The sequence below is a fragment of the Enorma burkinafasonensis genome (genome assembly GCF_902150035.1).
Classification (GTDB): domain Bacteria; phylum Actinomycetota; class Coriobacteriia; order Coriobacteriales; family Coriobacteriaceae; genus Enorma; species Enorma burkinafasonensis.
In genome coordinates, this window is the sequence record NZ_LR597502.1 from 44,337 (window position 1) to 70,153 (window position 25,817).

A 25,817-nucleotide genomic window follows, 5' to 3' on the forward strand; every position below is an offset into this window, starting at 1 on the left:
GTACCTCGCCCCATGCGGCGCCCCCGAGTCCGAATCGACCCGAAAGGTAGGTCAGCTATGGCTTTCACCAAGAAGACCGTCCGCGACATCGATGTCGACGGCAAGCGCGTCCTCATGCGCGTCGACTTCAACGTGCCGCTCAAGGACGGCGTCGTGACCGACGACACCCGCGTCAAGGCCGCCATCCCCACCATCCAGTACCTGAAGGAGCACAACGCCAAGATCATCCTCATGAGCCACCTCGGCCGCCCGAAGGGCGACGGCCCGGAGCCCGAGCTCTCGCTCAAGCCGGCCGCCGACAAGCTCGCCGAGCTCACCGGCTATGAGGTCAAGTTCGTCGAGGACACCTACGGCGAGGCCGCCAAGGCCGCCGTCGACGCCCTCGAGCCGGGCGACATCCTCGTGCTCGAGAACGTCCGCTTCGACAAGCGCGAGAAGAAGAACGACCCCGAGATCGCCAAGACCCTCGCCTCCTACGGCGACATCTTCGTGCTCGACGCCTTCGGCACCGCGCACCGCGCCCAGGGCTCCGTGGTGGGCCCCGCCCAGTACCTGCCCGCCGTGGCCGGCTTCCTGCTCGAGAAGGAGGTCGACACCCTGACCTCGATCTTCGCTGAGCCCGAGCGCCCGTTCGTCGCCATCGTCGGCGGCTCCAAGGTGTCCTCCAAGATCGGCGTCCTCGACCACCTCATCGACTCCGCCGACACCCTCATCATCGGCGGCGGCATGGCCTACACCTTCTTCCTCGCGCAGGGCATGTCCGTGGGCATGTCCCTCAAGGAGGAGGACTGGGTCGAGCGCGCCGGCGAGATGCTCAAGAAGGCCGAGGAGAAGGGCGTCAAGATCCTGCTCCCCATCGACAACCGCGTCGCCGACCACTTCGGCGAGGACGCCGTGCCCGAGGTCGTGGCCTCCGACGCCATCCCCGATGACCGCGAGGGCATGGACATCGGCCCCAAGACCGAGGAGCTCTACGCCGAGGCCATCGCCGGCGCCAAGACCGTCTTCTGGAACGGCCCCATGGGCGTCTTCGAGTTCGACAACTTCGCCCACGGCACCCAGGCGGTCGCCGAGGCCGTCGCGGCGAACACCGACTGCACCTCGATCATCGGCGGCGGCGACTCCGTCGCGGCCGTGAACAAGTTCAACCTGGCCGACAAGATGTCCTGGATCTCCACGGGTGGCGGCGCCTCCATGGAGCTCGTCGAGGGCAAGGCCCTTCCTGGAGTGGAGGCTCTCAATGACGCAGAGTAAGCGCACCCGTCTCATCGCGGGCAACTGGAAGATGAACAACAACCTCGACGAGGCGAGCGCGCTCGCCAAGGAGCTCGTGGCCGCCATGCCCGAGATCCCCGAGGGCGTCGAGGTGTGCGTCTGCCCGCCGACCGTCGACCTCAAGATCGTGTCCTGCCACGGAGGCATCGCCGACAGCCCGATCAAGCTCGGCGCGCAGAACGTGTACTGGGAGGAGAAGGGCGCCTACACCGGCGAGACCTCCGTCGACATGCTCAAGTCCGTGCCCGTTGACTACTGCATCATCGGCCACTCCGAGCGCCGCGACTACTTCAAGGAGACCGACGAGGACGAGAACAAGAAGGCCAAGGCGCTCATCGCCGGCGGCATCGTCCCGATCTTCTGCTGCGGCGAGTCGCTCGAGACCCGCGAGGCGGGCGAGCACGTCGCGTTCGTGACCGGCCAGATCAAGGCCGGCCTCGCGGGCGTCGAGATCGCCTCGGGCAATCAGCTTGTCATCGCCTACGAGCCCATCTGGGCCATCGGCACCGGCAAGACCGCCACGGCCGATGACGCCCAGGAGGTCTGCGGCGCCATCCGCGCGACCCTCGTCGAGATCTTCGGCGAAGAGATCGCGAGCGGCATCCGCGTGCTCTACGGCGGCTCCGCCAAGCCCGAGAACATCGCCGGCTTCCTCGAGAAGGAGGACGTCGACGGCGCGCTCGTGGGCGGCGCCTCCCTCAAGGCCGACAGCTTCTCCGCGATGGTCGAGAAGGCGGGCGAGTAGGTCATGCCCAAGCGTCATCTTCCTGCGCTCCTGGTGATCATGGACGGCTTCGGCCTGGCGCCCGCCGGCGACAACAACGCCGTCTGCAAGGCCAAGAAGCCCTTCCTGGACAAGCTCTGGGAGGAGTACCCGCACACCACGCTCGGCGCCTCGGGCGAGGACGTGGGCCTGCCTGCGGGCCAGATGGGCAACTCCGAGGTCGGGCACCTGAACATCGGTGCCGGCCGCATCGTGTTCCAGGAGCTCTCCCGCATCAACAACTCCATCGTCGACGGCTCGATCGAGGAGAACCCCACCCTCGCCAAGGCCATGGAGGACGTGGCGGCGCATAACGGCACCGTGCACCTGCTGGGCCTCGTCTCGCCGGGCGGCGTGCACTCCATGCAGCGCCACGGCGAGGTGCTCTCGGTGCTCGCGGCCATGCACGGCGTGGAGCGCATCCGCTTCCACTGCTTCATGGACGGCCGCGACGTGGACCCGCATTCCGGCGCGGGCTACATCGAGACCCTGAAGGAGAACCTCGAGGCGCTCTCCAAGTACACGGGCGTCGACGCCCGCATCGCCACGGTCTCCGGCCGCTACTGGGCCATGGACCGCGACAACCGCTGGGAGCGCGTCCAGCGCGCCTACGACGTGATCACGCAGGCGTCCGACGCCGACGTCGACCCCGTCGAGGGCGTCAAGGCCTACTACGAGCGCGACGAGCGCGGCGACGAGTTCGTCGAGCCCTTCGCCTGCCATAGCGAGGGCGTGCACGACGGCGACGCGATGGTGTTCTTCAACTTCCGTCCCGACCGCGCCCGCGAGATGACCCGCGCCTTCACCGAGCCCGACTTCGACGGGTTCGAGCGCGCGGTCGCGCCCAAGCTCAGCCACTTCGTCACCATGACGGAGTACGACGACACCTTCAAGAACGTCGAGGTGGCCTTCCCCAAGACCTTCCCCGAAAACGTGCTCGCCGACGTCATCGCGCAAAACGGGCTCAAGCAGCTCCATACCGCGGAGACCGAGAAGTACGCACACGTCACGTTCTTCCTGAACGGCGGCGTCGAGGAGCCCAAGGAGGGGGAGGAGCGCGTGCTCGTGCCCAGCCCCAAGGTCGCGACCTACGACCTGCAGCCCGAGATGTCCGAGCCCGAGGTCACCGAGAAGCTCGTCGAGGCCATCAACGAGGACCGCGCCGACTTCTACATCGTGAACTACGCGAACTGCGACATGGTGGGCCACACCGGCGTCTTCGACGCGGCGGTCAAGGCCGTCGAGGCCGTCGACGACGGTCTCTCCAAGGTGATCCCCGCAATCCTCGCCAAGGGCGGCTTCGCGCTCATCACCGCCGACCACGGCAACGCCGACCACATGTACGACGTGGACGAGGCGGGCGAGAAGCACCCCTTCACCGCCCACACTACCAACCGCGTGCCGTTCATCGTGGTCGACCCGGCCGCCAAGCTCACCAGCATCGAGGACGGGCGCCTGTCGGACATCGCGCCGACGATGCTCACCCTCGCCGGGCTCGAGCCCTCGGCCGAGATGACCGGTCGCGTCCTCGCCACCGAGGAGTAACCGGGTACCGCCAGCCCATCGGCTGCCATCGCGCCCCCTGCCGGAGCCCATCCGGCAGGGGGCGTTTCCGTGCGGGGGGGGGTTGCCGGTCGGTCTGGGACCTGTCCGCATCGCCGTCCTTCATCGAGATACTGCGGAATGGACGGAATCAGCCTCTTGAAGCGCTTTAAATGTCCATATTCCAGTATCTCGATGTGGGGCACGGGCCCCATCAAGAGGCCCCGAGGCACCCAACCGTGCGTCAGCGTCCCCGAGTGTGTCGACGTTCCGTGCGTCGCGGCTGCCGAGCGAACGCGCTCGAACCTTCGCGCGGGCTGTGGTATCATACCGCCTGTTAGGCCGACTATCCACTAGCAGGAGCTATACCATGGGTCCGTTCCAGATCATCATCTTCGTCGTGTGGGCGCTTTCCGCCCTCGCCCTCGTCGCCCTCGTGCTCATGCACTCCGGTAAGGGAACCGGCGTGTCCGACATGATCGCGAGCTCGCTCTACAACTCCAGCACCGCCACCGGCGTGATGGAGCGCAACCTCGACCGCCTCACCGTGATCGTGGCCGTCATCTTCGCGGTCTGCGTGCTGCTCTGCATGTTCTTCTTCCCGCAGGGCGGCGTCTACGGCGTCGACTTCCTCTAAGGGGCGGCCCGGCTCTCCGGGCGCATATATCTAGGTTCGATGGGCCGGTGCGAGAGCGCCGGCCCTTTTGGTAAGCTGATGCGGAAAGATGGCGTCGAGGACGTGAAGAGGGCGGGCGCATGGCCGATATGAGAGAGCGTTCGATGGATCGTCGCACCCTGGTCGCGGGGGCGCTCGCGGCGGAGGCGCTCGGCATGCTCTCGGCGTGCGCGTCGCTCGATGGCGTCCAGGGCAGCGACGAGGTGACGGTCGAGCAGCCGTTCACGGCAGGGATCGTGCGGCCGCGCTCGATCGACCCCTTCGACGCGGTCGATGACGGGGGCCTCACGGTGGCCCGCCAGCTCTTCGAGCCGCTGTGCGCCTTCGAGTACGGCACCGGCGAGCTCGTCTGTCGCGCGGCCTCCTCCTATGAGGTGTCCGAGGACGCCCGCACCTTCACCTTCCACCTGCGCGCTGCGGCCTTCCACAACGGCGACGCGGTCACCTCCGCGGACTTCAAGCGCGCCTGGGAGCGCCTCATCGACCCGGATGCGGCGGTCGCGAAGGAGCGCGGCGCCTCGCCCCATGCGTACCACCTGTCGCTCGTGGAGGGCTATGACGAGCTGCGCGCGGGCGACGCGCGCGAGCTCGCCGGCATCTCCTGCCCCGACAACGCGACCCTCGTGGTGACGCTCGCCGCGCCCTATGCGGACTTCCCGACCGTGACGACGCACCCCGCGCTCGCCCCCGTGCCGGCGCTCGCCACAGACGACCCCGAGGCCTTCGCCACCCGCCCGGTCGGCAACGGCCCCTTCAGGCTCGAGGGCGACTGGACCGCCGACGTGGGCTCGCTCTCGCTCGCCCGCTTTGATGAGCACTTCGACTCCGCGGCAGACCTCGCGCGCGTGGTGCTCAGGCTCGAGGCCGACACCGATGCCGCCTACCAGGACTTCCAGACCGGTGAGCTCGATGTGAGCCCCTGCCCGGTGAACGAGGCGAGCGAGGCGGCGTCGAGCCACGGCCGCTCCGAGGACGGCCGCACCATGACGCTCGGCCAGCGCTTCGTGTGCGGCCCCGCGCTCGCGACGTATTGCCTCGTCTGCAACACCGCGGCGGGCCCGTGCGCGGACGCCGCGGTGCGCCAGGCTCTCTCGCTCGCCATCGACCGCACGTACCTCGCCGAGACCGTGTTCAGGGGGACGCGCCTCGCCGCGGACGGGATCATCCCCCCGCCGGTGCCGGGCTACCGCCTGGGAGCCTGGGCCTACACCGCCTTCGACCGTGAGCGCGCCGCGGCGCTGCTGGAGAGCTCCTATCCCCTGGGGACGGACGATACGCGCCCGCTCTCCGTGCGCCTCATGTACCTCGCGGGCGGCGGCCACGACGACGTGGTGGACGCGGTCGCAGGTGACCTCGAGCGGCTTGGCGTGGCCTGCGTGCCGGAGGCCGAGGACCTCGAGACGTTCCAAGCGCGCCTCGACGCGGGCGACTTCGACCTGGTGCGCCTCGACTGCACAGCCGAGGTGCCCGTGGCCGAGCGCCTGCTCTTCCCGTGGTTCCACTCGAGCAGCCGGGAGGGCGCCAACCGCTCCGGCCTCGCCGACGCCCAGATCGACGAGCGGCTCGATGCGGTGCGCTCGACGGTGGACGCGGCCGCGCGCGTGGCCCTCATCGAGGACGTCGATGCCGAGATAGGCCGCCGGTGTCCGGCCATACCGCTCGTCTTCCACGCCCAGTGCCAGGTGGGCTCGGACCGCGTGGCGTACCTCACCGTGGACCCCGCGGGTCAGGTGGACTTCGCGGGCGCCGAGCTCGAGGAACGCTAGGGGAGAGCTGGCCTTTCGTGCCATTGCGCGCCCCGCGGCGGATTTTCTCGAAATTACCCCTTGCGCATCCCGGGGCATTTGGGTACTATTCTTCTTGCTGCTTTTGTCGGAGTGGCGGAATTGGCAGACGCGCTAGCTTGAGGTGCTAGTGACCACTTTTCGGTCATGCGGGTTCAAGTCCCGCCTCCGACACCACGAACTCTCAGAGCCTCTCCGGAGGCTTTTTTCTTGCCGATTTGCTCCGTGAGAAGTGGGCTTATAGGACAGAACCTCCTTGCAGGTAAAGATTATCCAAAATAGAATAATGCTGTATAGAATAATCTCTCAGGATAGTTATGCTGCTGAGGAGGTCGCGATGCGTGCCTTTGTCGATCGAGAGCGAGAACTGCAGACCCTTGAGCGCGAATATGCGCGAGAGGAGGCTTCCTTCGTGGTGGTCTACGGTAGGCGCCGTGTGGGAAAGACCGAGCTCATCTCGCGTTTCATTCAGGACAAGCGCGCCCTCTATTACCTTGCGACGGAAGAGCCCGAGCTCCAAAACCTCGAGAGCTTCCAGGCGGTCGCGGCGGATTTCCTGGGGAGCGACTTGCTGCGCTCCGTGCGCATCTCTCGTTGGGAAGACGTCTTTCGCGAACTCGCCCGCACGTGCGATGCCGCGCGCGAGCGCGCGGTGATCGTCATCGACGAGTTCCAATACCTCGGCAAGGCGAACCCGGCATACCCCTCGATATTCCAGCGCATCTGGGACACGATCCTCAAAGACGCGAACGTGATGCTCATTCTTTGCGGCTCGCTCGTCTCGCTCATGAAAGACCAGGTGCTATCCGAAGAAAGCCCTCTGTACGGGCGCAGGACGGCGCAGATCCGGATGGGGCAGATTCCGTTTTCGCATTACCGCGAGTTCCTTCCGGGGCATACGACGCGCGCCCTCGTGGAGCACTATGCCGTGACCGGCGGCGTGCCCAAGTACATCGAGCTGTTCGAGGACGAGGATGACATCTTCGCCGCGATTTCCGCGAACGTGCTCGATCGCAACGGGTTCCTCTATGATGAGCCGAACTTCTTGCTCCAGCGTGAAGTGCCCGATATAGGTACGTATTTCGCGCTCATCCGTGCGATCGCGGGCGGCGCGCACCGTCCGAGCGAGATATCGCGCGCGTTCGGTATGAAGCAGACGAGCCTGAACAAGTATCTCAAGACGCTCATCGATCTGGATGTCTTGCAACGAGAGGTACCGGTTACGGAGGGCAACCCCGACAAGAGCAAGAAGAGCCTGTACATCATCAAGGACAACTTCCTGCAGTTCTGGTTCAAATTCGTATTGCCCAACGTAAGCTACCTGGAGACAGGTCGGACGGCTGCGGTAGAGCGACGCATCCGGGAGCATTTCATCGATAACCACGTTGCGTTTGTGTACGAGGGCGTCTGCCGGGAACGGTTGTGGGATATGGTCGATTCCGGGGCGTTGGGTTTCGTTCCGGAGCGCGTCGGCCGCTGGTGGTCGGGTGGTGGCGAGATTGATGCCGTCGCCCTAAGTGCCACCGAGAAGCGTGTCGTATGGGGCGAGTGCAAGTTCTGGAAGGACCCTGTGGGGGCAAATGTGCTGCGCGATCTTGAGGGCAAGGCGGCGCGCGTCCCATGGGAGAAGGGCGACCGCACGGAACAGTTCGTGCTCTTCAGCGTGAGCGGGTTTACCAACGGGTTTCGCAAAATCGCAAGCGCCAGGGACAACGTGCTGCTGGTGGATGATTCGATTGAGGAGGCGTTATGAGCCATCACAGAGTCGATGACCCGGTTCTTTCTTGTTGTTTGTCCCTATGGAACAGGGGGTTTGAAAGAGTGCGGGACAAGCGGCATGTCGCTAAGCTTGCTGGGTTGATTATCCTATGGGCGGTGACGTTAATCGCCGGCTTGGGCCTTGCGCTCCAGATGTCAATTTGTATCGGGAGCGCCGTCCTCTTCCTGGCATTCATCCTTGTGGCGTGTTTGAAGAGCGCGTTGCCGTACGTTTTTGTGCAGCGAGAACCTGATTGGCCTTCTGGTAAGCAGAAGGCTGCTATGTCTCGATTCATTGCTAGCTTGAAAAGAGAGGGCGGGTTTGAAGCGTCCGATCTATCCAATTTGATTGCTTTGGTGGACAAGCAGGTGGAATCCATTGACAAGGAACGGAATGATTTACAGATGCTCATGACCGGTGCTTTTGCTACGGGTGTATTCGGAGCAGTTTGTTCCCTGGCTTTGGATCTCGACGAGCCAATCGCTTGGGCTTCTATGTGGGAGACCGCTGTGTTAATTCTCGCATTCGGGACGGATTTATTTGTTCTCGGTTCGTTGCTCGCGGAGTTCCTGCAGCGCTGTGTCATTGAACGCATCTGGATATCCAGATCGGATCTCGGTTCCTGTAGGAGCGCTCTATACCGCGCGGGCCTGAGCTGCTTCGCAGATTGCTGGATGGAAGGCGAGCGCATCGGTAAGCATGCGAGACACGCCTGATCGGACTGAATGGCTCAGATCACGCGAGGGATGTTGCGTAGGAAAACGGGACAATGCAGCGCATATCTCTCTTGTGCTTGAAGCCATCAAGTGGAATGAATCGTTCGATTTGAGTATACAATATATGACAAAGTAGGACATTGTAGTAAGGAGTATCCATGGCCACCGCAGCTGCGACCGAGTCCATCTCTGCGAAGCTTCGCAAGGACGAGAAGGACCGCTTCACCATGATCTGCGACGAGATCGGTACCTCTCCGAGTAACGCGATCCGCATGTTCGTGTCTGCGTTCAACCGCCGCGGCGGCTTCCCATTCGATCCGTCCAATCCGTATGGGTTTAGCCGGGAGACGCTTGCCGCGATGGATGATGCGGTGACGGGCAGGAACCTCTCCGGCCCCTATCGCACCGTCAAGGAGGCACTGGCCGCGCTCGACGAGGAGTAGGCCATGCTGGAGCTGAAGTTCACTGCCAAGTTCAAGAAGGACTACAAGCGCGTGAAGCGGCAGGGCAAGGACCTCTCGAAGCTCGAGCGGATCCTAGAGGCGCTTATTCGTGAGGAGGCTCTTCCCGATGCGATGCGTGACCATTCGCTCGGCGGGGCATATCACGGTCATCGCGAGTGCCACATCGAGCCTGACTGGCTGCTTATCTATCGTGTGTATGAGGAAGGGCTCGTCCTCATCGCTACACGCACGGGGAGTCATAGTGAGTTGTTGGGGCTGTAGGGGTCGGTAGAGAGCAAAGAGGTTGTTTCGCGCGGCGCTCGAAGACGCGGTCGTTGTGGTAGTGGATGAAGTCGAGGCTCGGCCAGGTCGACTCGTCGCTGCCTGGCAGGGCGATCTTCCTCCCGGCGAAGGCGTAGAGCCACTTCTCGTTCGCGGGCGTGTGCGGCACGTGCGAGGAGACCACGACGCGGTAGCGGTCGTCGAGCGTGATGAGGCCGCGGTCGAAGGCGCGGTCGTGCAGCGCGTTGAGCAGAAGACCGTTCGACGACATGAGGCGCTCGCTCGGCGTGGCCGCCGCCCACGGCTTGATGTGGCTCGCCGTGAGCAGGGCGGGAATGTCGATGCCCGTGAGACAGCAGGTGCCGCCATAGTTGGAAAGGAGCACGCTGCGGAAGTAGTCCTGGTTGACGCGTGTGCAAACCTGCTCAACGCGTTCCAGTCCGAGCTGCTGTGGCTGATTGGGGCGAGAAGAACCTGAGGTCTCGATCTCCCCGTCGTAGGAGATTCGGATCCCGATCTGCTCGAGCTCCACATCGCCTCAAACATGGTCGCGTCCGGATCGGCGAGGTACTCGCTCATCACCTGCGCGTCCATTGCGTCAGCATGGGTAAAGCCGCTGCCCGAACGGTTGGGATCACATGCCTTGAGGTTGGCAATCTTGTAGCAAACGGCTGAGACCTTGCGGCTTATCGCCCCTGCGAAGAGCTGAATCTCGGCGTCGCTGTCATCCCAGTTCTTCCGGGGAAGGGGAGGGCACAGGTAGAAGGCAAGCGCCATGAGGGTCTCTTGGCGTGACCAGTTCCTGCGGGACATCGCTCCTCCTCTCATCTGCGTTCAGGATACCAAGAGGAGCCAATTGCTCATAGAGGTCATCTGCTCTTCGGCGGAGCCACCTGTGGAGGTTGCCCTCTATTCGTTTGGAAGAAGATAGAGAGCCTTCGAGTCAGCGGCAATTGCTAGAGGCTTCTCGCGTAGCGAGGCGAGGGACTCGACTCCTTGCTGTAGGGGGAGCACCTCGGGAGAGCTCATGCTGCGCAGTTGAGCCATGAGGGAATCGGTGATTCCCTCATTGAATTTGCCGATCTCTTCCCCAGCGCCCTTGAGTGCTTCGTCAACGGGGGTTGCCTCTCCGAGGGGCGTCTGCGAAAGAAATCCGCCGAGCGCTTTACCGGCATCAGCAATGCCACCCAGTACGGCAGAGTCAAGCGAGTTGCGAGCGCCCTCTTCAACGGCGTTATAGCACTCGGTATAGAGCTCGCGATACGCGAGGCCATGGGCGGAGATTCGCTCGGACACCGAGCGCAGGTAGGCAGCGTCGTTGTTTCTGCTTAGAAGAGGCTCGAGGAACGATGAGAGGGCGTGGGTGTAGACTGCGAGACGGTATTCAGCAAGATGGTCAACAAGCTCGGAGAGACGAGCCTCTACGGATGCCCTTATCTCGATGGGACCTCCGTTGAGCTTTCCTCTGATCTGAGCTCGTTGAAGCGTTGCGATAGCATCAGCCTGTTTTCTGATTTCGAGTACCTGTGCGTGCGAGCTCTGCATGAAGGTGTCGTTCGACCAGTTGAAGCGATAGTCCCGAGCAATATCGGCAAGAGCCTGGAGAGCTCCTCGGAGCTCGGCTTTGTCTCGCTGCTGTAGGTACTCGAACATTTCTTCCTGCGCGCGCTGCATCGAGTCGAGCTTTTGCGACACAACCATGAGAGTGGCGGCCATCATGAGCGTTACGGGATCAACGACGACGGCGGTAGCCTGCGCAGCCTCGGCAACATGGAGGCGCGCCTGTCCAAAGCCTTTTATTGGATCCCGGAAGGAGCCGAGAAGCCCGGACCCATCATTGAATGCCTGTAATACAGCGGGAGGTATCGGATTGCCGACGGCGTCAGTGACTGTGAAAAGGACCGGTGCCGCAGCGGAAGCAACAGCGGGAGCGAGTGCGCTGGCCAGTGAGGATAGCCCCAGTCCAAGAGCTGGCAACCGGTCAAAGGGGATGCAAAGGGCATCATCAGTCTTAACCTCGATGTCGGTCGGAACGAGGCCGAGGACAAGCTCGTCGGGCTTCTGGATGCTCTTCTTCTCGCACATGATTTACCTCTCGACCCACTTGATGTTTACGGGATTTTGCTTGGGTTTCCACGTGACCCGTTATGAGAGAATTATGTCAGAAATCTGAGCTCGCGATATTGAGGGGGCAAAAGATGTCTGCCAAGCTTCCGCTTAGTGAGATTGAGCAGGTACGACTTCGAGATATATGGCCTAACGAGGCGAACGACTTCACTACGTGGCTTGCTGTTCCAGAAAACCTTTCCAAGCTCGGAAATGCGTGTGGTATAGAGTTGGAGCCCTACGAAACCGAGAGCGCGGTGGGCACCTTCTCAGTGGATATCTTTGCTCGAGAACTTGATACCGAGCGACCAGTTGTCATCGAGAATCAATTGGAGGACACCAATCACGACCATCTTGGCAAGCTCATAACGTACGCGGCTGGCAAGGACGCTGGCATCATCATCTGGGTTGTTAAGAGGGCCCGCGGTCCGCATCGCAAGGCAATCGAGTGGCTAAACAATCACACAGTTGGGAGCTATGCGTTCTTCCTGGTTGAAGTCGAGGCCTGGCGAATCGATCAATCTAATCCAGCAGTTGTGTTCAAGGTCGTTGAGTCTCCAAATGATTGGGCGCGAGATGAGAAGGGCAAGACAGGCCTCACTCAAACTGAACGTGCGGCGTTCGAATATTGGCAGACGTACTATGAGCTGGCCAGCTCAGATGCCTACGGTGACTCCGACGAGCTGTTGCCAGATGCAAGCAAGAAGCTCTGGATAAAACTTAACGTCGGATCTGCGAAGTACTTCCTTGCTGTTCAGATTTACTCTCAATATAAGAGGGTGAGCGTTGAGGTTCGTATGACGGACGACGCGTTCTCTTCCTTCATCAACGCGCACATTGACGAACTCATGTTGGCGCTGGGCCAAGACTATGATGAATATGAGACGCGGAAAGAGAACAAGGGGATTGTCTTTCATAAGACCGGCTGCGACGTGGTGAATGGGCCTCGCGAGAAATGGCCAGAGTATATCGGCTGGCAGCGAGATAAGCTTGGCAAACTATATGCTGTGGTGGGCAAGCTTGAGGCTGAATTCGAACAGGGGAGCACGTCGTGAGCAAAGGCGTCATCTACATCCTCACCAACCCGAGCTTCCCGCAATACGTGAAGATTGGTTACGCGAGCAACCTGCAGCGTAGGCTCCATGAGCTCAACCGCTCCGAGGCGCTCCCGTACGCGTTTCGGGCATACGCGACCTACGATGTCGACCACAAGCTGACGGATAAGGCGCTCCACGAGCTCATCGACCAGCTGAATCCCGACCTTCGCACCATCGAGACCTTCAATGGGAAGACCCGTACCAAGGAGTTCTTCGAGATGTCTCCCGAGGATGCCTATGCCATCCTTGAGGCCATCGCCCGCATCTCGGGAACGGAGGGCAGGCTCCATCGCGTCACTCCCACTGGCGGGCAGATTGAAGAGGAGCGCGAGGCGGAGGAGGCCCGCCATGATGCAGAGACTGGAAGGCGAACTCGCTTCCGCTTCTCTATGGTTGGCATCAAGCCTGGCGAGAAAGTGGTTTTCGCAAACGACCCATCAAAGGTGGCGATCGTTGTTGACGACACGCGCGTCGAGTACAAAGGCGTAACTACTTCGCTCTCTGCACTGGCCAAGGAGTTCCTGGGCCGCAATAGCGGGGTGCAGGGGCCGCTTCACTTTACTTACGAAGGGGAGCGTCTCTCTGAGAGAAGACTTCGCATGGAGGACGAGAAGAAACTCTGATTGTCTGTGTTACCCAGTTTTCTGCTACATGAGAAGATGCTGGCGATTAGCTGGCGAGTCATTCATCTACACCGCTTCCGATGGGTCGCCCTATGAGAAGCGCGTGGACGCCAAGGGGCGCGTGCTGAGCGACGAGAGCATCGCGGACGAGGTGCCGTTCGAGCTGCCCGAGGGGTGGTGCTGGGCGAGACTGGAAAGCGTAATTGACATCGCTTCCAACCTTGTTAACCCAAGAGAATATGAAACCGTCGCGCACGTTGCTCCGGACAACATAGAAAAAGGAACTGGTAAGCTCCTAGATTGTAGAACGGTTCTTGAGGATAGCGTAAAGAGCAGTAATCACCGCTTCTCATCTGGACAGATTCTCTATTCAAAGATTCGGCCTGCGCTAAAAAAAGCTGCTATTGCCCCGTTTGACGGCCTCTGTAGTGCAGACATGTATCCACTCGATTCCCATCTGGACACCTCATTTACTCTAATCCTTGTGCTCAGCGACATGTTCACCCGTCAAGTGCTCAAAGGTGACACACGCGTCAAGATGCCCAAGACCAATCAGAAAGCGCTACGCGTTGTTCTATTGCCTATTCCGCCCCTCGCCGAGCAGCGCCGCATCGCGGAGCGCGTCTCCGAGCTCATGCGCCTCGTGGACGCGTACGGCGAGCTGGAGGACGCCCGCGAGGAACTGGACGCGGCCCTGCCGGACCGCCTGCGCAGGTCCGTCCTCCAGGAGGCCGTCCGGGGCCGCCTGGTGCCCCAGGACCCCTCGGACGAGCCCGCGGGCGAGCTGCTCGGGCGCATCCGCGCCGAGCGCCGCGCGCTCGCCGCCGAGGGGAAGGCGAAGCTGCCAAAGGGCGGCGACTCCGTCATCTTCACCGGTTCCGATGGCCGCCGCTATGAGAAGCGCGTGGACGCGAAGGGACGGGAGCCCGAGCCGGTGTGCATCGAGAGCGAGATCCCCTTCGAGATCCCGGAAGGCTGGGAGTGGACGAGGCTCGGCACTGTCTTTTCAATGCAGGCTGGAAAAAACATCAAGGCGTCCGATATTTTAGATAATAAGTCCGTGGAAGCTCTGTATCCGTGCTTTGGTGGGAATGGGATTCGAGGATTTGTCTCCAAACCCAATGTCAGCGGAGACCATCCGCTAATTGGGCGACAGGGAGCACTTTGCGGAAATGTTCAGAGAGCAACTGGCGCGTTTTATGCCACCGAGCACGCTGTTGTTGTTACTACGTTTGCAAGTACGAATGTCGCTTGGGCATGCATGTTCTTAAAAGCGCTTAACTTGAATCAGTACGCAACAGCAACAGCCCAGCCCGGTCTTGCGATTTCGAAGCTATGTGAGGTCCTCATTCCATTTCCACCTCTTATGGAGCAGACCCGCATCGTGACCGCCTTAGAAACGACGTTGGACGTATTCACCAATCAATAGTTGCATCGACTGCGGCGCGCTGTTCGGACGCGGTGCGCCGCAGGTAGATTCGAGTCGTCTCGAGGCTCTCGTGTCCCATGAGATCAGCCAAGAAAGCAATGTCAGGGTTCCTCTCTATAAAGTTCTTCGCGAAGCGATGACGAAAGGAATGCGGGTACACCACATCTTGATCAATGCCGTACCTGGCGGCGCACCGCTTCAAGCCGAGCGAAAGTCCTCTCGCTGTCATGGGCACACTACCTTTCGACGTGAAGATGTAGCCATTCACCTTCCCAGATTGCATGAACCATTCAATAGCATCCCGCTGCAAACTCATCGGGATATAGATGCGCCTTAGCTTCTGTCCCTTCGATACCAAGTCAAGGTAGCCGCTGAGCACTGATTCAACAGTAAACTGTCGCAGCTCGCTGATGCGGGCGCCGGTTCCTGCCAGGAACCGGATTACGAAATGCCAGAACAGGTCGCCGTCACGTTTCAGCGAATCTCGCAATAGCTCGTAGTCACTTTGGCTAATTACGTTATCAAGATAGGGCTTCTGCTGCACACGCAGGCTCTTCAGGCGCATTCCATCGTATCCGACGAAATCGAGATAGCTGTTAATCGCAGTGATTCTAAGGTTTACGGTCTTCGCGGCGTAACGCGAAGCGAGCCAGTCCTTGTGTGCGAGCAACGCTTCATTAGAAAGCCCGTCGCACATCCTGCTCTCAAGCTGCTTTGCAGCATAGAGGTAAGACGCAACCGTATGGTTTGAAAACCCGCAATCGAATAGATGGGCTTTGAAATCCTCCATGATTGACCCCTTTCATCAGTCATGGAGGATTGTCTACTCAAGAGCGCCCAGCAGAGTGTTAGCTCGATCCATTATTCGTTTCTGTTCTTTTGCCGGGGGAACTGCGAACAGCAACCTGTCGAGTGCCCTGGCGGATAAGTGCTTTACGGTCGTTTTGCTCGTCTGCTTCCAAATCTGGTTGAGATACCAGTTGATTGTAAAACTGACGTAATCACGGTCCACTGTTTCACTGAGATAACGGAAGCAGCAAACTCGCTGGTTCAGCAGGGCATCTGGACCTCTCCATCGCTTACAGATGAACTCCCCGTCCATTCCGACGAGGTCGTCACCCGAGCGAATTAGGTACTCTTCCGACCACTCTCCCGAATAATTTACAGTTGTATGTACGAGATCACCAGAATTTACATCACGAATACGGATGAGCCCAATAGATTCATCCGTTACGAACTTCGAAGAGTCTGCCGCAAAGCCGTACTGGACAGGAACGACTTGAGTAAATCGTGCCCACGCCCAGCCCTCCGGGATCTCGAAGGGGATCTCGTCCTCGATGCACGCCGGCTCGGACTCGCGTCCCTTGGCGTCCACGCGCTTCTCATAGCGGCGGCCATCGGAACCGGTGAAGATCACCGAGTCGCCGCCCTTGGGGAGCTTCACCTTCCCCTCGGCGGCGAGCGCGCGGCGCTTTGCACGGATGCGCCCGAGCAGCTCGCTCGCGGGCTCATCCGAGGGGTCCTGGGGCGCCAGACGGCCCCGGACGGCCTCCTGGAGGACGGACCTGCGCAGGCGGTCCGGCAGGGCCGCGTCCAGCCCCTCGCGGGCGTCCTCCAGCTCGTCGTAAGCCTCCACGAGGGGCATGAGCTCGGAGACGCGCCCCGCGATGCGGCGCTGCTCTGCGAGGGGCGGGAGGGGATATAGAAACGCCTGAAAATCTCTTGCCGCAAGATTCGGCTGAGCAGTTCCATTGTTATATCGTTTTATTTCTTGTGTAGTAACTGGAGAGTCGAACAGCAACTCGATGTATTGAGTGAGTACTAAGTCAGAATTGATAGGACGGACGATCACCAGAGAAGATGCAATGGCACCGCGCTCAAATGGAAATACGCCGTGCTTTCCCAATGAACCTCTTATGCAGAAAACAGAATCACCCTGCTCGAGCTTGCCTGCCCGCAAGGCTCGATACTGGCCTTCGCTTAAGTAGAGCATTTTATTATCTGTAACCCGCCCGTCCTCAATATTGAGAGCGCTGACAAAAGGAATGCCCGAGTCATGTAGTTTTGACTTTGCGGGATAACTCTTACCCCTATCCCCATTTAAGAGCATGGATATCGATTCAAGCCTCGCCCAGCACCACCTCTCGGGCAGCTCGAACGGCACCTCGTCCGCGATGCTCTCGTCGCTCAGCACGCGCCCCTTGGCGTCCACGCGCTTCTCATAGGGCGACCCATCGGAAGCGGTGTAGATGAATGACTCCCCGTTCTTGGGGAACTTCGCCTTCCCCTCGGCGACGAGGCGATGCTTCTCCTCGCGGATGCGCTCAAGCAGAACGCTCGCGGGCTCGTCGTCGGGATCCTGCGGCACGAGCTTGCCTTCGACCGCCATCTGGAGTATCGAGTTCTTGAGATCCTTCGCCTTCATCTACGCCTCAATTCCCAGAATCTTACAGATTTGTGCAAGCTTCTGGTCGATTTCCGCATCGAGTCTCGCACGCTCTTCTTTGTAGTTCCGGATAAGCTCGTCCGGCGGCAGAATCTCCTCCTCCTCGTGAGGGTACCCACACAGGTCAAGGTTGAAGTTGCCGCTTCTCAGCTCGTCGACGGTGTAGAACTTAGCCTTAGGGTTGCCTTCAACGACGATTTCATGGCGGTCGTCCCACCACGCCTTTGCGTTGTCGAAGTGCTCAAGCCTGATTGGCTTGGTCTTTGAGAAGTGCTTGTGGCCCTCGGGCATGTCCATGCGGTAGAACCAGACTCCTTCGGAGGGGCTCGTGTTCTCGAAGAAGAGGATGTTGGTGGTGATGCTCGTGTAGGGGGCGAAGACGCTTTGTGGCATACGCACGATGGTGTGCAGATTCATCTCCTCCAGAAGGCGGCGCTTGATTTCCACCTTGGCGGCATCTTGGCCGAAGAGGAAGCCGTCGGGGATGATGACCGCCGCACGACCGCCCTTCTTGAGGCGGTAGAGGATGAGTCCTAGGAACAGGTCAGCCGTCTCAGAGCTGCGCAGTGCTGTGGGAAAGTTGTTCTGGATCGACGCGCTCTCTGATCCTCCGTAAGGTGGATTCATGAGGACAACATCGAACTGTCCGTCTTGCTTGTGTCGCCACTCGCGTACGTCGCTCTCAAGGGAGTTGTCGTGGAAGATCTCCGGGTTGTCGATGTCGTGCAGGAGCATGTTGGTGACGCATAGCAGATAGGGCAGCTGTTTCTTTTCAACGCCGTAGATAGAGTGCGTGTAGAGCTCCTGGTCGGCCGGCGTTTTCACCTGCTCCGCGAGAATCTTGAGTGCGCTCGTGAGGAAACCTCCGGTGCCACAGGCGAAGTCGGCGACGCGCTCACCGAGCCTCGGAGCGAGCGCCTGCGCCATGAAGTCCGTGACGGCGCGCGGTGTGTAGAACTCGCCCGCGTTGCCAGCCGATTGGAGATCCTTGAGGATTGTTTCGTAGATCTCGCCGAAGGCGTGGCGCTCCTTGTACTCGGTGAAGTCCACGGCGTTATCTATCTCGTTGACTACCTGGCGCAGGAGGATGCCGTCCTTCATATAGTTGTTTGCGTCGGTGAAGGCCGCCTTTACCACGACTTGCCGTAGAGGAGCGTTGGGCGAGAGCTCGAGATTGGGCAGCGTCTTGAACAGGTCGTTGTTCACGAAGTCGAGAAGCGCATCGCCGGTGAGGGCCTTGCCGTCCTTATGGTCTACCGCCCAGCTGTGCCACCGCAGTCTCTCGGGGATGATCGACTCATAGGAGTCGTCGTGGAACTCCCACTCTTCCTCCTTGGCATCGTAGATTTTGAGAAAGAACAGCCAAGTCATCTGTTCGATGCGCTGGGCGTCGCCGTTGATGCCTGCATCCTTGCGCATGATGTTCTGAAGGGTCTTAACAAGAGTTCCGAGGGCCATGTAGCGCTCTGCCTTTCGCTATGCGACGTAGAGCTCGTTCTCGAGCTTGCGGGTCGCCTGAATGTATTCCTGTTTTCCGCCAAACGCCTTGACGATCTTCATCGGGCTCCCGAAGCGGCGGAACTCCTCCAAGTCGAGCACGCGGGTGTCGTCGAGATCAACAAGGTTGGAGGTCGCGAACTTGTCGAGAAGCGTCTCAAGGACCTCGCGAGCCACTCCCGAGTACTCGTAGAGGATGCCTTTTTTCTTGACGTTGTTTGCGCGCTCGCTCCGGGTGAGCGGCTTCTGGTCGTAGGCGATGTGACAGATGAGGTCGAAGTCGCTCATCTGGTCCTGCCCGGACTCTCGGCGCAGCTCATCGAGAAAGACGCCGTGGGCGCGCAGCTCGTCGATGATGGCCTGCTTCCGGTCCTCGGCGCTCCATGCGACGAGGAAGTGATCGAGGGTGTCAAACTCGCCGAGAATGTTTTTACGCGTGTAGTCCTTTAAGCTCTCCGTCACGAGCTGGCCGTCGGAGGAATAGTATTCCACACGCTCTGAAACGATATGGACATCCACGCCGTGGACGTGATACTTGATGCGTTTCTTCTCGGCATCGCCGCCCGGGCCGTCGGGCCAATCGGGAGGTGGCGTCACGTCGGGAGGGGAGTCGGGTTTATCCTCATCGGGTACCATGGGCCCGTCGGGCGCCGGCTCGAAGATCACGGCGGGTTCCCCGTCGAAGTCGGGGTCGGCGAAGAGGCGCGACGCATCTCGGAAGTCGAGGATGGTGAAATAGCGCTTATCGTATTCCTCACATATGCGCGTGCCACGTCCGACAATCTGCTTGAACTCGGTCATGCCGTGCTCGCCGAACTTGTTGTCGAGCACGACGACCTTGCACGTCTTGCAGTTCACGCCCGTGGTGAGGAGCTTGGAGGTGGTGACGATGGTCGGGAACCGCTCGTCGGGGCCAATGAAGTTGTCGAGCTGTGCCTTGCCCTCTTTGTCGTCCCCCGTGATTTTCATCACGTAGGTCGGGTGGTCCTTGACGATGTCGGCGTTCTCGTTGACGAGCGCCCTGCGCATGTTCTCTGCATGCTCGATGTCAACGCAGAACACGATGGTCTTTGCGTAGCGGTCGGTTTCCTTGAGGAACTGCGTGATCTTCTTGGCAACCTGCTCGTTTCTCTCCTTGATGACGATCTCGCTGTCGAAGTCCTGCTTCTCATAGACCCGGTCGGGAAGCTCCTCGCCCCGGTCGTCGATCTTTCCGGCTTCGGGGCGGTATCCGTAGACGTCCACGTTCATCTTGGGTCGGATGACCTTGTAAGGGGCGAGGAACCCATCCTCGATACCCTGCTTGAGTGAGTAGGTATAGACGGGCTCTCCGAAGTAAGTGATGTTCGAAACGTCCTTTGTCTCCTTGGGTGTTGCGGTCATGCCGATTTGGATGGCGCAGTCGAAGTACTCGAGAATCTTGCGCCAGGCGGAGTCTGCCGCTGCGCTTCCCCGATGGCACTCGTCGACGATGATTAGGTCGAAGAACTCGCGATCGAACTCACGGAAGATCTCCTCGCCCTTCTCGCCCACGAGCTGCTGATAAAGCGAGAAATAGATTTCGTACGCGGGGTCGAGCTTTCTGTTCTCGACCTTAGTGGTTACCTTCTTGAGCGGCTTGAAGTCGCCGTCGATGGTTTGGTCAACGAGGATGTTACGGTCGGCGAGATAGAGAACCTTGGCGACCTCGGTCGTCATACGCAGACGATGGACGATTTGGAAGGCGGTGAAGGTCTTGCCTGTGCCCGTCGCCATAACGAGGAGGATGCGATCCTGTCCCCGCGCAATCGCCTCAAGGGTCTTGTTCACGGCGTTCCGCTGGTAGTAACGCGGAGCGTTCCCGCTGTGCTCCTGGTAATAGGGGGCGGTAACAATTTCCTGGGCATGCTCGTGCTCCAGCCCCTTAGCCTTCGAGTAACGTCCCCAAAGCTCTTCGGGTGTTGGAAACTCGTCCATGGCAAGGCCGCGCTCCTTGCCAGTGAGGAAGTCGTGCTCGATGAAGCCCTTTCCATTTGTGCTATAGGCAAAGGGAACGTTGAGAGCTTGGGCGTATCCCATGCCCTGTTGAAGGCCTGCCGAGATCGTATGCTCGGTGTCCTTAGCCTCGACTATGGCGATGGGGATGTTGGGGGCGTACATGAGGAGGTAGTCGGCTTTCTTCCTTTCCTTGCGAGTCACGAAGTTACCGCGCACGATGATCTCGCCGTCGGTGAAGTAGTACTCGGTAAAAACCTGTCGATCTCTGTCCCACGACTTCATGATCGCAGGATCTATGAGTTTCAATCTTGTGTCTGATTCGTTCATAGGTGACGCGCCCTTCGAAACAGCGACACATTTCGCGAGCCCTACACGTTGAGTCTATCATTACGTGTTGTAGTAGAGTCCGAATTGGTGGTCCGCGGGCTTCGCCGAAGTGCATCGAGGAGACGCCCGGTGCCGATAGCTATGACGAGGTCTTCGACGAGTTCCTCCGCAACTGGCCCACGGTCATCAACGCCCCAGCCAGCACACCACTCGCGACGTGTACTGCCTGTTCAAGCGTCATGTGACCGACAACGGGTCCGACAGGCCCGGACAGATGGCAAACCTCCTCAAGGTGATCCGTCGCTTTGCCGGGCATTACGTCTGCATTACTGATGGTGCCTGTGAGGATAAGGAGCTCCGCGTTCTTCTCGCCCGCATACGTGCGCTCGATATCTCCGTGGTGAACCCGCTACTCATGTCCTTCTTTGAAGACCTATGTCAGCGGCCCCTCCTCACATGACGACTTTGTCTCCATGCTAAGGTCCGCGGAGAGCTATCTTTTCTGCTGAACCGTGCGTGACACCGCGACGAACAGTCTGAACAAGTTCTCCTCGTCCGGGATTGCGCGGCTGAACGTGGTGAGGGCGACGGCGGCAACATCCGCGAGACTTACGAGGCTATCCTCTTGGGCGAGGAGGGGCGGCGCGGCGCATACCGAGCGATGCGGAGTTTGAGCGGGCGCTCAGGACGCGCGACTGCTACGCGTTCAAGAGGGGCTTCAACCTGCTCACCACGATCGAGAACAGCTGGCACGCGAAGGGCCTGCTGGGCTTCTCGGGTGGCTCCTTCTCCATCGAGCACATCATGCCGCAGAACGCACTCGACAGTGTGGAGTGGCGCGAGATGCTCGGGGACGACTGTGAGCACGTCTACGAAGAGCTCATCAACACGCTGGGCAACCTCACGCCTACGGCGTACAACCCCGAGCTCTCGGATGCGCCCTTTGCGGAGAAGAAGGCGCATCTTAAAGGGGGTCAACAGGTTTGCTGTTGCGGGCCGGAACGCGTGAGGGCCCCGGCCCGCAACGCGCGGCTCCTTAGGACGCCTGTTTTGCGAGCATCTTCTGGAAGAACTTGGTGTTGTAGAGGGGGAGCGCAGCCGGAACGTCGAGCTGGTTCTTTGCCATGCCCAGGACCTTCTCTCCGTTGTGTCCCATGTCGGCGATGAACATGAGTCCTGAGACGAAGCTCGCCATATCGGAACCGAGATACACGATGGGGTCTGCCATCTCACGCGACGTGGCAAGGCGCCCGATGGCCCCGTTCTCCTTGAGGAGCTTGTCGGCGCCGCCCGCCATTTTCTCGAACTCTGCCTTCATGCCCGTGTCGGTCGACCCGGGCAGCACGGCGTTGACGCGAATGCCGCGGCTGCCGTACTCGACCGCCTTGAGCGTCGTGTAATAGTTCATGGCGCGCTTGGAGAGCGTGTAGGCCATGATGCCGACGCCGTTTCTCGGCGAGACGCGCTTCATGAAGGCGACCATCTCGTCCCAGGTGGCGCAATCCATGATCTTCACGTACTCGCGCTTCCACTTCTCCCACATAAGGCCGCCCGTCGAGGTCACGTAGACGATGGCTCCGCCCGCGGCCATGCGCTTATCGAGATGGGTATCGGTGATGTACTTGTTGGCGATGAAATTGACCGTGAAGGTGGTCCAGTAGTCGGTCTTCGCGCCCGAGAGGCCGGCTACACCGAAGAAGCAGTCGATATGGCTCGGGATCGCGGTAAACGCCTCGTCGATGCTTTGCTTGTTGGAAAGGTCGCACGTGAGGAACGCCTTCGATCCGGGAAGCTCGACGATGTTTCTGTCGAGTGCGTACACCTCGGCACCGAGCTCGATGAGCAGCTCGCAGGTCGCCTTGCCCATGCCGCTTGCCGCTCCGGTAACCACGCACGTCTTGCCCTGATATCCCAGCAGATCGTTCAAGATGCCCTCCTTCGAAATGAGACAAATGTATATTGACCATAGGGCAGGGCTCCCCCGCGGGTAGGTGGCGGTGGGCAAAATGAGACAGAAGGGGCGAGTATTCTCATGAGACGGAGCTATGTGAAAGAGAGCCTTACCCAAGCGTTGCTGCGCCTGCTCGAACGAAAGCGTTTGGACGAGATCAGCGTGAGCGAGCTTGTCGCGGAGGCGGGGGTGTCGCGCGCGTCGTTCTACCGGAATTTCATCTCCATTCGGGATATCGCCGACAGATTCGTCGCCGATCGGTTCGCCGAGCTCTTCGCTCGCAACACCATGACAGCTAAGAACGTATCCCAAGTTGTCGAGTGGATCTTCCAAGGGATTTATTCATATAGACGCGAGTTCACGGTGCTGTATCGAAGAGGCCTGCTTGCCGGGTTGGACGATCTGTTCTATGTGTGGACTGTTGAGCAGATCGAGCGCTTGGGGGTTCTCAACAACCGCTACCAACCTCATTACTTCGCGGGCGCTTCGTCCGCTTTGGTGAAGGCGTGGATAGGATACGGCTTTGAGGAGAGTCCGTGCGAGATGGCGCGCATTTTCGCCCGGTCGCTGGAGGGGTATCTCTAGGAAAACAACCTCTCGCCGGCGTGTGCCGAGCGGCTCCGGGGGCTCGGTCTCGATGAACCAGTGGTCCTCAAGATAATCGCGGATGTAGACCCCTTGCTGCTTGCTTTGCGCTGCTCGCGAAATAGATGATGTGCGAGCCCGCGAGCGACTGCTCGCGAATAGGGGTGCCCGGACCAGGGTGCCTCCTCGAGGACGGGGTTAGGTGCAGTCGATTTCGCGTTAGGTGCAAATGGTCTGAGAAAAAACTCGAGGGCGCCTGAGATGTCCCTGCTGGTTTGCACCTAACGCGAAAAGAGGCGCACCCAACGGGAAAAGGGGGGCGCGGAACGGGGGATGCGGGGTCCCGCGCTGCGGGGGAGAGGCCTGCCATGACCGCATCAAATATGGAGATAGGCGGGTATGGAGATTCTGCTGGCATTTCGCACGCGAGACGCGTATCATACCGACCTGTATTGACCGGCTCCTGTCGGCTATTCGTCATGCCCCGGGGCAGCCATCCCGGGACGCGGCGCGGCAGGAGGCACGAGGACAACCCAGTGTGGCCAAGCCCCGTGCTTAAAACCCCAAAGGAGTTGACATGGCTGAGGAGAAGTACGTCCCGCGTCTCAAGACCAAGTACCAGAACGAGGTCCGCAAGCAGCTGCAGGACAAGTTCCAGTACAAGAACGTCATGATGATCCCGAAGATCGAGAAGATCGTCGTGAACATGGGTGTCGGCGAGGCCGCCACCGATTCCAAGGCTATCGACGGCGCCGTGCGCGACCTGCGCGCCATCACCGGCCAGCAGCCGATGGTCACCCGCGCCCGCAAGTCCATCGCGTCCTTCCGCCTGCGCGCCGGCATGCCGATCGGCGCCAAGGTCACCCTGCGCGGCGACCGTATGTGGGAGTTCCTCGACCGCCTCACCGCCGTCGCGATCCCCCGTATCCGCGACTTCCGCGGCATCTCGCCCAAGAGCTTCGACGGCCGCGGCAACTTCTCCATGGGCGTGACCGAGCAGCTCATCTTCCCCGAGATCGATTTCGATTCCGTGGACCACACCCGCGGTATGGACATCACCATCGTCACCACCGCCCAGACCGACGAAGAGGGCCGCGCCCTGCTCGACGGTTTCGGCTTCCCGTTCAAGAAGTAACTTTTTGCCTCGCACCCGGGCGGCGGGCACCGAGCCCGCCGCCTGCGGGGCATGTGGATATCTACGTAAGGAGGAAATGTGGCTAAGAAATCGATGATCGCCAAGCAGCAGCGTGAGCCGAAGTTCTCGACGCGCGCGTACACCCGTTGCCAGCGTTGCGGCCGTCCGCATTCGGTCTACCGCAAGTTCGGCCTGTGCCGTGTCTGCTTCCGCGAGCTGGCGCTCAAAGGCGAGCTTCCCGGCATCAAGAAGGCCAGCTGGTAAGTCACTGCCAGTGTCCGGGTAGTGCAGCCCGGGCAGGGAAGAGCGTGCACGGCAGGCTCGACCGCTATGGGTGGCCGAGGACCGGTTGCACGAGTTCATCTAGAACGAAGGAGAATCTGCATGAACCTCACTGACCCGATCGCAGACATGCTTACGCGTATCCGTAACGCGAATGCTGCGAACAAGGCCACGGTCTCGATGCCGAGCAGCAAGAAGCTCGTCGAGATCGCGCGCGTTCTGTATGAAGAGGGCTACATCGAGAGCTACACCGTCGAGGATACGGTGCCTCAGAAGACCCTCGACATCACCCTTAAGTACGGCCCCAAGAAGCAGAAGGTCATCTCCGGCATCAAGCGCATCTCCAAGCCCGGTCTGCGCAAGTACGCCGGCGTCGGCGACCTTCCCCGCGTGCGCGGTGGTCTTGGCACCGCCATCGTTTCCACCAGCAAGGGCGTCATGGCCGACCGCGACTGCCGCAAGGCCGGCGTCGGCGGCGAGATCGTCGCGTTCGTCTGGTAAGACGACTGGCGAGTAGAAGGAAGGAGAACACCGTGTCCCGTATCGGTAAGAAGCCTGTCCAGATTCCCGCCGGAGTCGACGTGGCAGTCGACGGTTCGCATGTGACCGTCAAGGGCCCCAAGGGCCAGCTCGAGCTTGACATCTACAGCAAGCTCTCCATCTCCATCGAGGAGAACGTGCTCACCGTGATCCGCCCCGATGACGAGCGCGAGACCCGCGCCCGCCACGGCCTCACGCGCGCGCTCATCCAGAACATGGTCACGGGCGTGTCCGAGGGCTATACCAAGTCCCTCGAGCTCGCCGGTGTCGGTTACCGCGTGCAGCTCAAGGGCAAGGACCTCGAGCTCTCGCTCGGTTACTCGCATCCCGTGAACTACCCTGCTCCCGAAGGCATCACCTTCGAGGTGCCCGACAACACGCACATCCACGTGAAGGGCATCGACAAGCAGCAGGTCGGCCAGGTCGCCGCGGAGATCCGCACCAAGCGTCCGCCGGAGCCCTACAAGGGCAAGGGTATCCACTACGTCGGCGAGCACATCCGCCGCAAGCTCGGCAAGGCCGCCAAGTAGTAGGTACGCCCGACTGGTAAGACCAGCACCCCGTCAGGTGCTGGCAAGATCC

At 60.5% G+C, this 25,817-nt stretch carries 24 protein-coding genes, 1 tRNA gene and 1 pseudogene; 19 read left to right on the forward strand and 7 right to left on the reverse strand.

Annotation, left to right across the window (positions count from 1 at the left end; translation table 11 throughout):
- Positions 1-57 precede the first annotated feature (57 nt).
- The 10 genes from FS885_RS01585 (at position 58) to FS885_RS01630 (ending at position 9,240) form a co-directional block, all read left to right on the forward strand.
- The gene (locus FS885_RS01585) at positions 58-1,254 is read left to right on the forward strand and encodes a phosphoglycerate kinase (protein WP_144743264.1); all 1,197 of its coding nucleotides are present in this window, start codon (positions 58-60) and stop codon (positions 1,252-1,254) included.
- Positions 1,241-2,020, forward strand: coding sequence for a triose-phosphate isomerase (tpiA, locus tag FS885_RS01590; RefSeq protein WP_144743265.1), 780 nt, complete (start codon positions 1,241-1,243; stop codon positions 2,018-2,020). Before FS885_RS01585 ends, tpiA begins: the two co-directional genes overlap by 14 nt.
- Positions 2,021-2,023: 3 nt before the next feature.
- Positions 2,024-3,583, forward strand: coding sequence for a 2,3-bisphosphoglycerate-independent phosphoglycerate mutase (gene gpmI / locus FS885_RS01595; RefSeq protein WP_144743266.1), 1,560 nt, complete (start codon positions 2,024-2,026; stop codon positions 3,581-3,583).
- A gap of 367 nt (positions 3,584-3,950) precedes the next feature.
- Positions 3,951-4,217 (forward strand): preprotein translocase subunit SecG, encoded by a 267-nt coding sequence (gene secG / locus FS885_RS01600; RefSeq protein ID WP_144743267.1) that lies wholly within the window; start codon positions 3,951-3,953, stop codon positions 4,215-4,217.
- Positions 4,218-4,360: 143 nt separating this feature from the next.
- A complete protein-coding gene (locus tag FS885_RS01605) occupies positions 4,361-6,022 on the forward strand; it encodes a peptide ABC transporter substrate-binding protein (RefSeq protein WP_144743268.1) in 1,662 nt (553 codons plus the stop codon).
- Positions 6,023-6,127: 105 nt separating this feature from the next.
- A tRNA-Leu gene (locus tag FS885_RS01610) sits at positions 6,128-6,217 on the forward strand.
- A gap of 160 nt (positions 6,218-6,377) precedes the next feature.
- Positions 6,378-7,793, forward strand: a complete 1,416-nt coding sequence (locus tag FS885_RS01615) for an AAA family ATPase (protein ID WP_144743269.1) — start codon at positions 6,378-6,380, stop codon at positions 7,791-7,793.
- Entirely contained in the window at positions 7,790-8,515 is a 726-nt protein-coding gene (locus FS885_RS01620; protein WP_144743270.1) for a hypothetical protein, read from the forward strand. Before FS885_RS01615 ends, FS885_RS01620 begins: the two co-directional genes overlap by 4 nt.
- A 158-nt stretch (positions 8,516-8,673) precedes the next feature.
- Positions 8,674-8,958 (forward strand): type II toxin-antitoxin system RelB/DinJ family antitoxin, encoded by a 285-nt coding sequence (locus FS885_RS01625; protein WP_144743271.1) that lies wholly within the window; start codon positions 8,674-8,676, stop codon positions 8,956-8,958.
- A gap of 3 nt (positions 8,959-8,961) precedes the next feature.
- The gene (locus tag FS885_RS01630; protein WP_144743272.1) at positions 8,962-9,240 is read left to right on the forward strand and encodes a type II toxin-antitoxin system YafQ family toxin; all 279 of its coding nucleotides are present in this window, start codon (positions 8,962-8,964) and stop codon (positions 9,238-9,240) included.
- Here the strand turns inward: FS885_RS01630 and FS885_RS01635 are convergent.
- Together FS885_RS01635 and FS885_RS01640 are read right to left on the reverse strand one after the other, a co-directional pair.
- Positions 9,200-9,772: an HNH endonuclease gene (locus tag FS885_RS01635; RefSeq protein ID WP_222419859.1), complete on the reverse strand. Its 573-nt coding sequence runs from the start codon at positions 9,770-9,772 to the stop codon at positions 9,200-9,202. The two genes, FS885_RS01630 and FS885_RS01635, sit on opposite strands and share 41 nt — an antisense overlap.
- 377 nt (positions 9,773-10,149) lie before the next feature.
- Positions 10,150-11,325: a hypothetical protein gene (locus FS885_RS01640; RefSeq protein ID WP_144743273.1), complete on the reverse strand. Its 1,176-nt coding sequence runs from the start codon at positions 11,323-11,325 to the stop codon at positions 10,150-10,152.
- 113 nt (positions 11,326-11,438) lie between these two features.
- Here FS885_RS01640 and FS885_RS01645 point away from each other — a divergent pair, with 113 nt between their 5' ends.
- From FS885_RS01645 to FS885_RS01655, 3 genes are all read left to right on the forward strand, one after another.
- Positions 11,439-12,401: a DUF4268 domain-containing protein gene (locus FS885_RS01645; protein ID WP_186365732.1), complete on the forward strand. Its 963-nt coding sequence runs from the start codon at positions 11,439-11,441 to the stop codon at positions 12,399-12,401.
- Positions 12,398-13,066: a GIY-YIG nuclease family protein gene (locus FS885_RS01650; protein ID WP_144743275.1), complete on the forward strand. Its 669-nt coding sequence runs from the start codon at positions 12,398-12,400 to the stop codon at positions 13,064-13,066. The genes FS885_RS01645 and FS885_RS01650 overlap by 4 nt, the downstream gene beginning before the upstream one ends.
- 121 nt (positions 13,067-13,187) lie before the next feature.
- Positions 13,188-14,495, forward strand: a complete 1,308-nt coding sequence (locus FS885_RS01655; protein WP_186365733.1) for a restriction endonuclease subunit S — start codon at positions 13,188-13,190, stop codon at positions 14,493-14,495.
- Here FS885_RS01655 and FS885_RS01660 read toward each other — a convergent pair.
- The 4 genes from FS885_RS01660 to hsdR are packed head-to-tail and all read right to left on the reverse strand — an operon-like array spanning position 14,482 to position 20,742.
- Positions 14,482-15,285: a tyrosine-type recombinase/integrase gene (locus tag FS885_RS01660; protein WP_144743277.1), complete on the reverse strand. Its 804-nt coding sequence runs from the start codon at positions 15,283-15,285 to the stop codon at positions 14,482-14,484. The two genes, FS885_RS01655 and FS885_RS01660, sit on opposite strands and share 14 nt — an antisense overlap.
- Positions 15,286-15,318: 33 nt before the next feature.
- A complete protein-coding gene (locus FS885_RS01665) occupies positions 15,319-16,920 on the reverse strand; it encodes a restriction endonuclease subunit S (protein WP_144743278.1) in 1,602 nt (533 codons plus the stop codon).
- Positions 16,921-18,399, reverse strand: coding sequence for a class I SAM-dependent DNA methyltransferase (locus tag FS885_RS01670; RefSeq protein WP_144743279.1), 1,479 nt, complete (start codon positions 18,397-18,399; stop codon positions 16,921-16,923).
- A gap of 18 nt (positions 18,400-18,417) precedes the next feature.
- Positions 18,418-20,742 carry an EcoAI/FtnUII family type I restriction enzme subunit R gene (gene hsdR, locus FS885_RS01675; protein ID WP_144743280.1) on the reverse strand — a complete coding sequence of 775 codons (2,325 nt, stop codon included), beginning with the start codon at positions 20,740-20,742 and terminating at the stop codon, positions 18,418-18,420.
- A gap of 651 nt (positions 20,743-21,393) precedes the next feature.
- Here hsdR and FS885_RS10165 point away from each other — a divergent pair.
- Positions 21,394-21,648, forward strand: a pseudogene (locus tag FS885_RS10165) (HNH endonuclease family protein); the annotation flags it as partial.
- A gap of 130 nt (positions 21,649-21,778) precedes the next feature.
- Here the strand turns inward: FS885_RS10165 and FS885_RS01685 are convergent.
- On the reverse strand, positions 21,779-22,669 hold the full coding sequence (locus FS885_RS01685; protein WP_144743281.1) for an SDR family oxidoreductase: 891 nt from the start codon (positions 22,667-22,669) through the stop codon (positions 21,779-21,781).
- 120 nt (positions 22,670-22,789) lie between these two features.
- Between FS885_RS01685 and FS885_RS01690 the strand changes: the two genes are divergently transcribed.
- From FS885_RS01690 to rplF, 5 genes are all read left to right on the forward strand, one after another.
- Positions 22,790-23,278, forward strand: coding sequence for a TetR/AcrR family transcriptional regulator (locus FS885_RS01690; RefSeq protein WP_186365734.1), 489 nt, complete (start codon positions 22,790-22,792; stop codon positions 23,276-23,278).
- A gap of 577 nt (positions 23,279-23,855) precedes the next feature.
- Positions 23,856-24,413, forward strand: coding sequence for a 50S ribosomal protein L5 (gene rplE, locus FS885_RS01695; protein WP_144743283.1), 558 nt, complete (start codon positions 23,856-23,858; stop codon positions 24,411-24,413).
- A 78-nt stretch (positions 24,414-24,491) separates the two neighbouring features.
- Complete coding sequence (locus FS885_RS01700; RefSeq protein WP_102372541.1) at positions 24,492-24,677, forward strand: type Z 30S ribosomal protein S14; 186 nt, start codon at positions 24,492-24,494, stop codon at positions 24,675-24,677.
- Positions 24,678-24,797: 120 nt separating this feature from the next.
- On the forward strand, positions 24,798-25,196 hold the full coding sequence (gene rpsH / locus FS885_RS01705) for a 30S ribosomal protein S8 (protein ID WP_144743284.1): 399 nt from the start codon (positions 24,798-24,800) through the stop codon (positions 25,194-25,196).
- Between the two features lie 32 nt (positions 25,197-25,228).
- Positions 25,229-25,765 (forward strand): 50S ribosomal protein L6, encoded by a 537-nt coding sequence (gene rplF, locus FS885_RS01710; protein WP_144743285.1) that lies wholly within the window; start codon positions 25,229-25,231, stop codon positions 25,763-25,765.
- The last annotated feature ends 52 nt before the right edge of the window (positions 25,766-25,817 follow it).

Coding starts and splice junctions, on each gene's coding strand:
- gpmI (WP_144743266.1), top strand. CDS start 2,024: ATGCCCAAGCGTCATCTTCCTGCGCTCCTGGTGATCATGGACGGCTTC.
- FS885_RS01665 (WP_144743278.1), bottom strand. CDS start 16,920: ATGAAGGCGAAGGATCTCAAGAACTCGATACTCCAGATGGCGGTCGAA.
- rplE (WP_144743283.1), top strand. CDS start 23,856: ATGGCTGAGGAGAAGTACGTCCCGCGTCTCAAGACCAAGTACCAGAAC.
- FS885_RS01660 (WP_144743277.1), bottom strand. CDS start 15,285: ATGGAGGATTTCAAAGCCCATCTATTCGATTGCGGGTTTTCAAACCAT.
- FS885_RS01585 (WP_144743264.1), top strand. CDS start 58: ATGGCTTTCACCAAGAAGACCGTCCGCGACATCGATGTCGACGGCAAG.
- FS885_RS01645 (WP_186365732.1), top strand. CDS start 11,439: ATGTCTGCCAAGCTTCCGCTTAGTGAGATTGAGCAGGTACGACTTCGA.
- FS885_RS01640 (WP_144743273.1), bottom strand. CDS start 11,325: ATGTGCGAGAAGAAGAGCATCCAGAAGCCCGACGAGCTTGTCCTCGGC.
- FS885_RS01615 (WP_144743269.1), top strand. CDS start 6,378: ATGCGTGCCTTTGTCGATCGAGAGCGAGAACTGCAGACCCTTGAGCGC.
- FS885_RS01620 (WP_144743270.1), top strand. CDS start 7,790: ATGAGCCATCACAGAGTCGATGACCCGGTTCTTTCTTGTTGTTTGTCC.
- tpiA (WP_144743265.1), top strand. CDS start 1,241: ATGACGCAGAGTAAGCGCACCCGTCTCATCGCGGGCAACTGGAAGATG.
- hsdR (WP_144743280.1), bottom strand. CDS start 20,742: ATGAACGAATCAGACACAAGATTGAAACTCATAGATCCTGCGATCATG.
- FS885_RS01625 (WP_144743271.1), top strand. CDS start 8,674: ATGGCCACCGCAGCTGCGACCGAGTCCATCTCTGCGAAGCTTCGCAAG.
- secG (WP_144743267.1), top strand. CDS start 3,951: ATGGGTCCGTTCCAGATCATCATCTTCGTCGTGTGGGCGCTTTCCGCC.
- rpsH (WP_144743284.1), top strand. CDS start 24,798: ATGAACCTCACTGACCCGATCGCAGACATGCTTACGCGTATCCGTAAC.
- FS885_RS01630 (WP_144743272.1), top strand. CDS start 8,962: ATGCTGGAGCTGAAGTTCACTGCCAAGTTCAAGAAGGACTACAAGCGC.
- FS885_RS01605 (WP_144743268.1), top strand. CDS start 4,361: ATGGATCGTCGCACCCTGGTCGCGGGGGCGCTCGCGGCGGAGGCGCTC.
- FS885_RS01670 (WP_144743279.1), bottom strand. CDS start 18,399: ATGGCCCTCGGAACTCTTGTTAAGACCCTTCAGAACATCATGCGCAAG.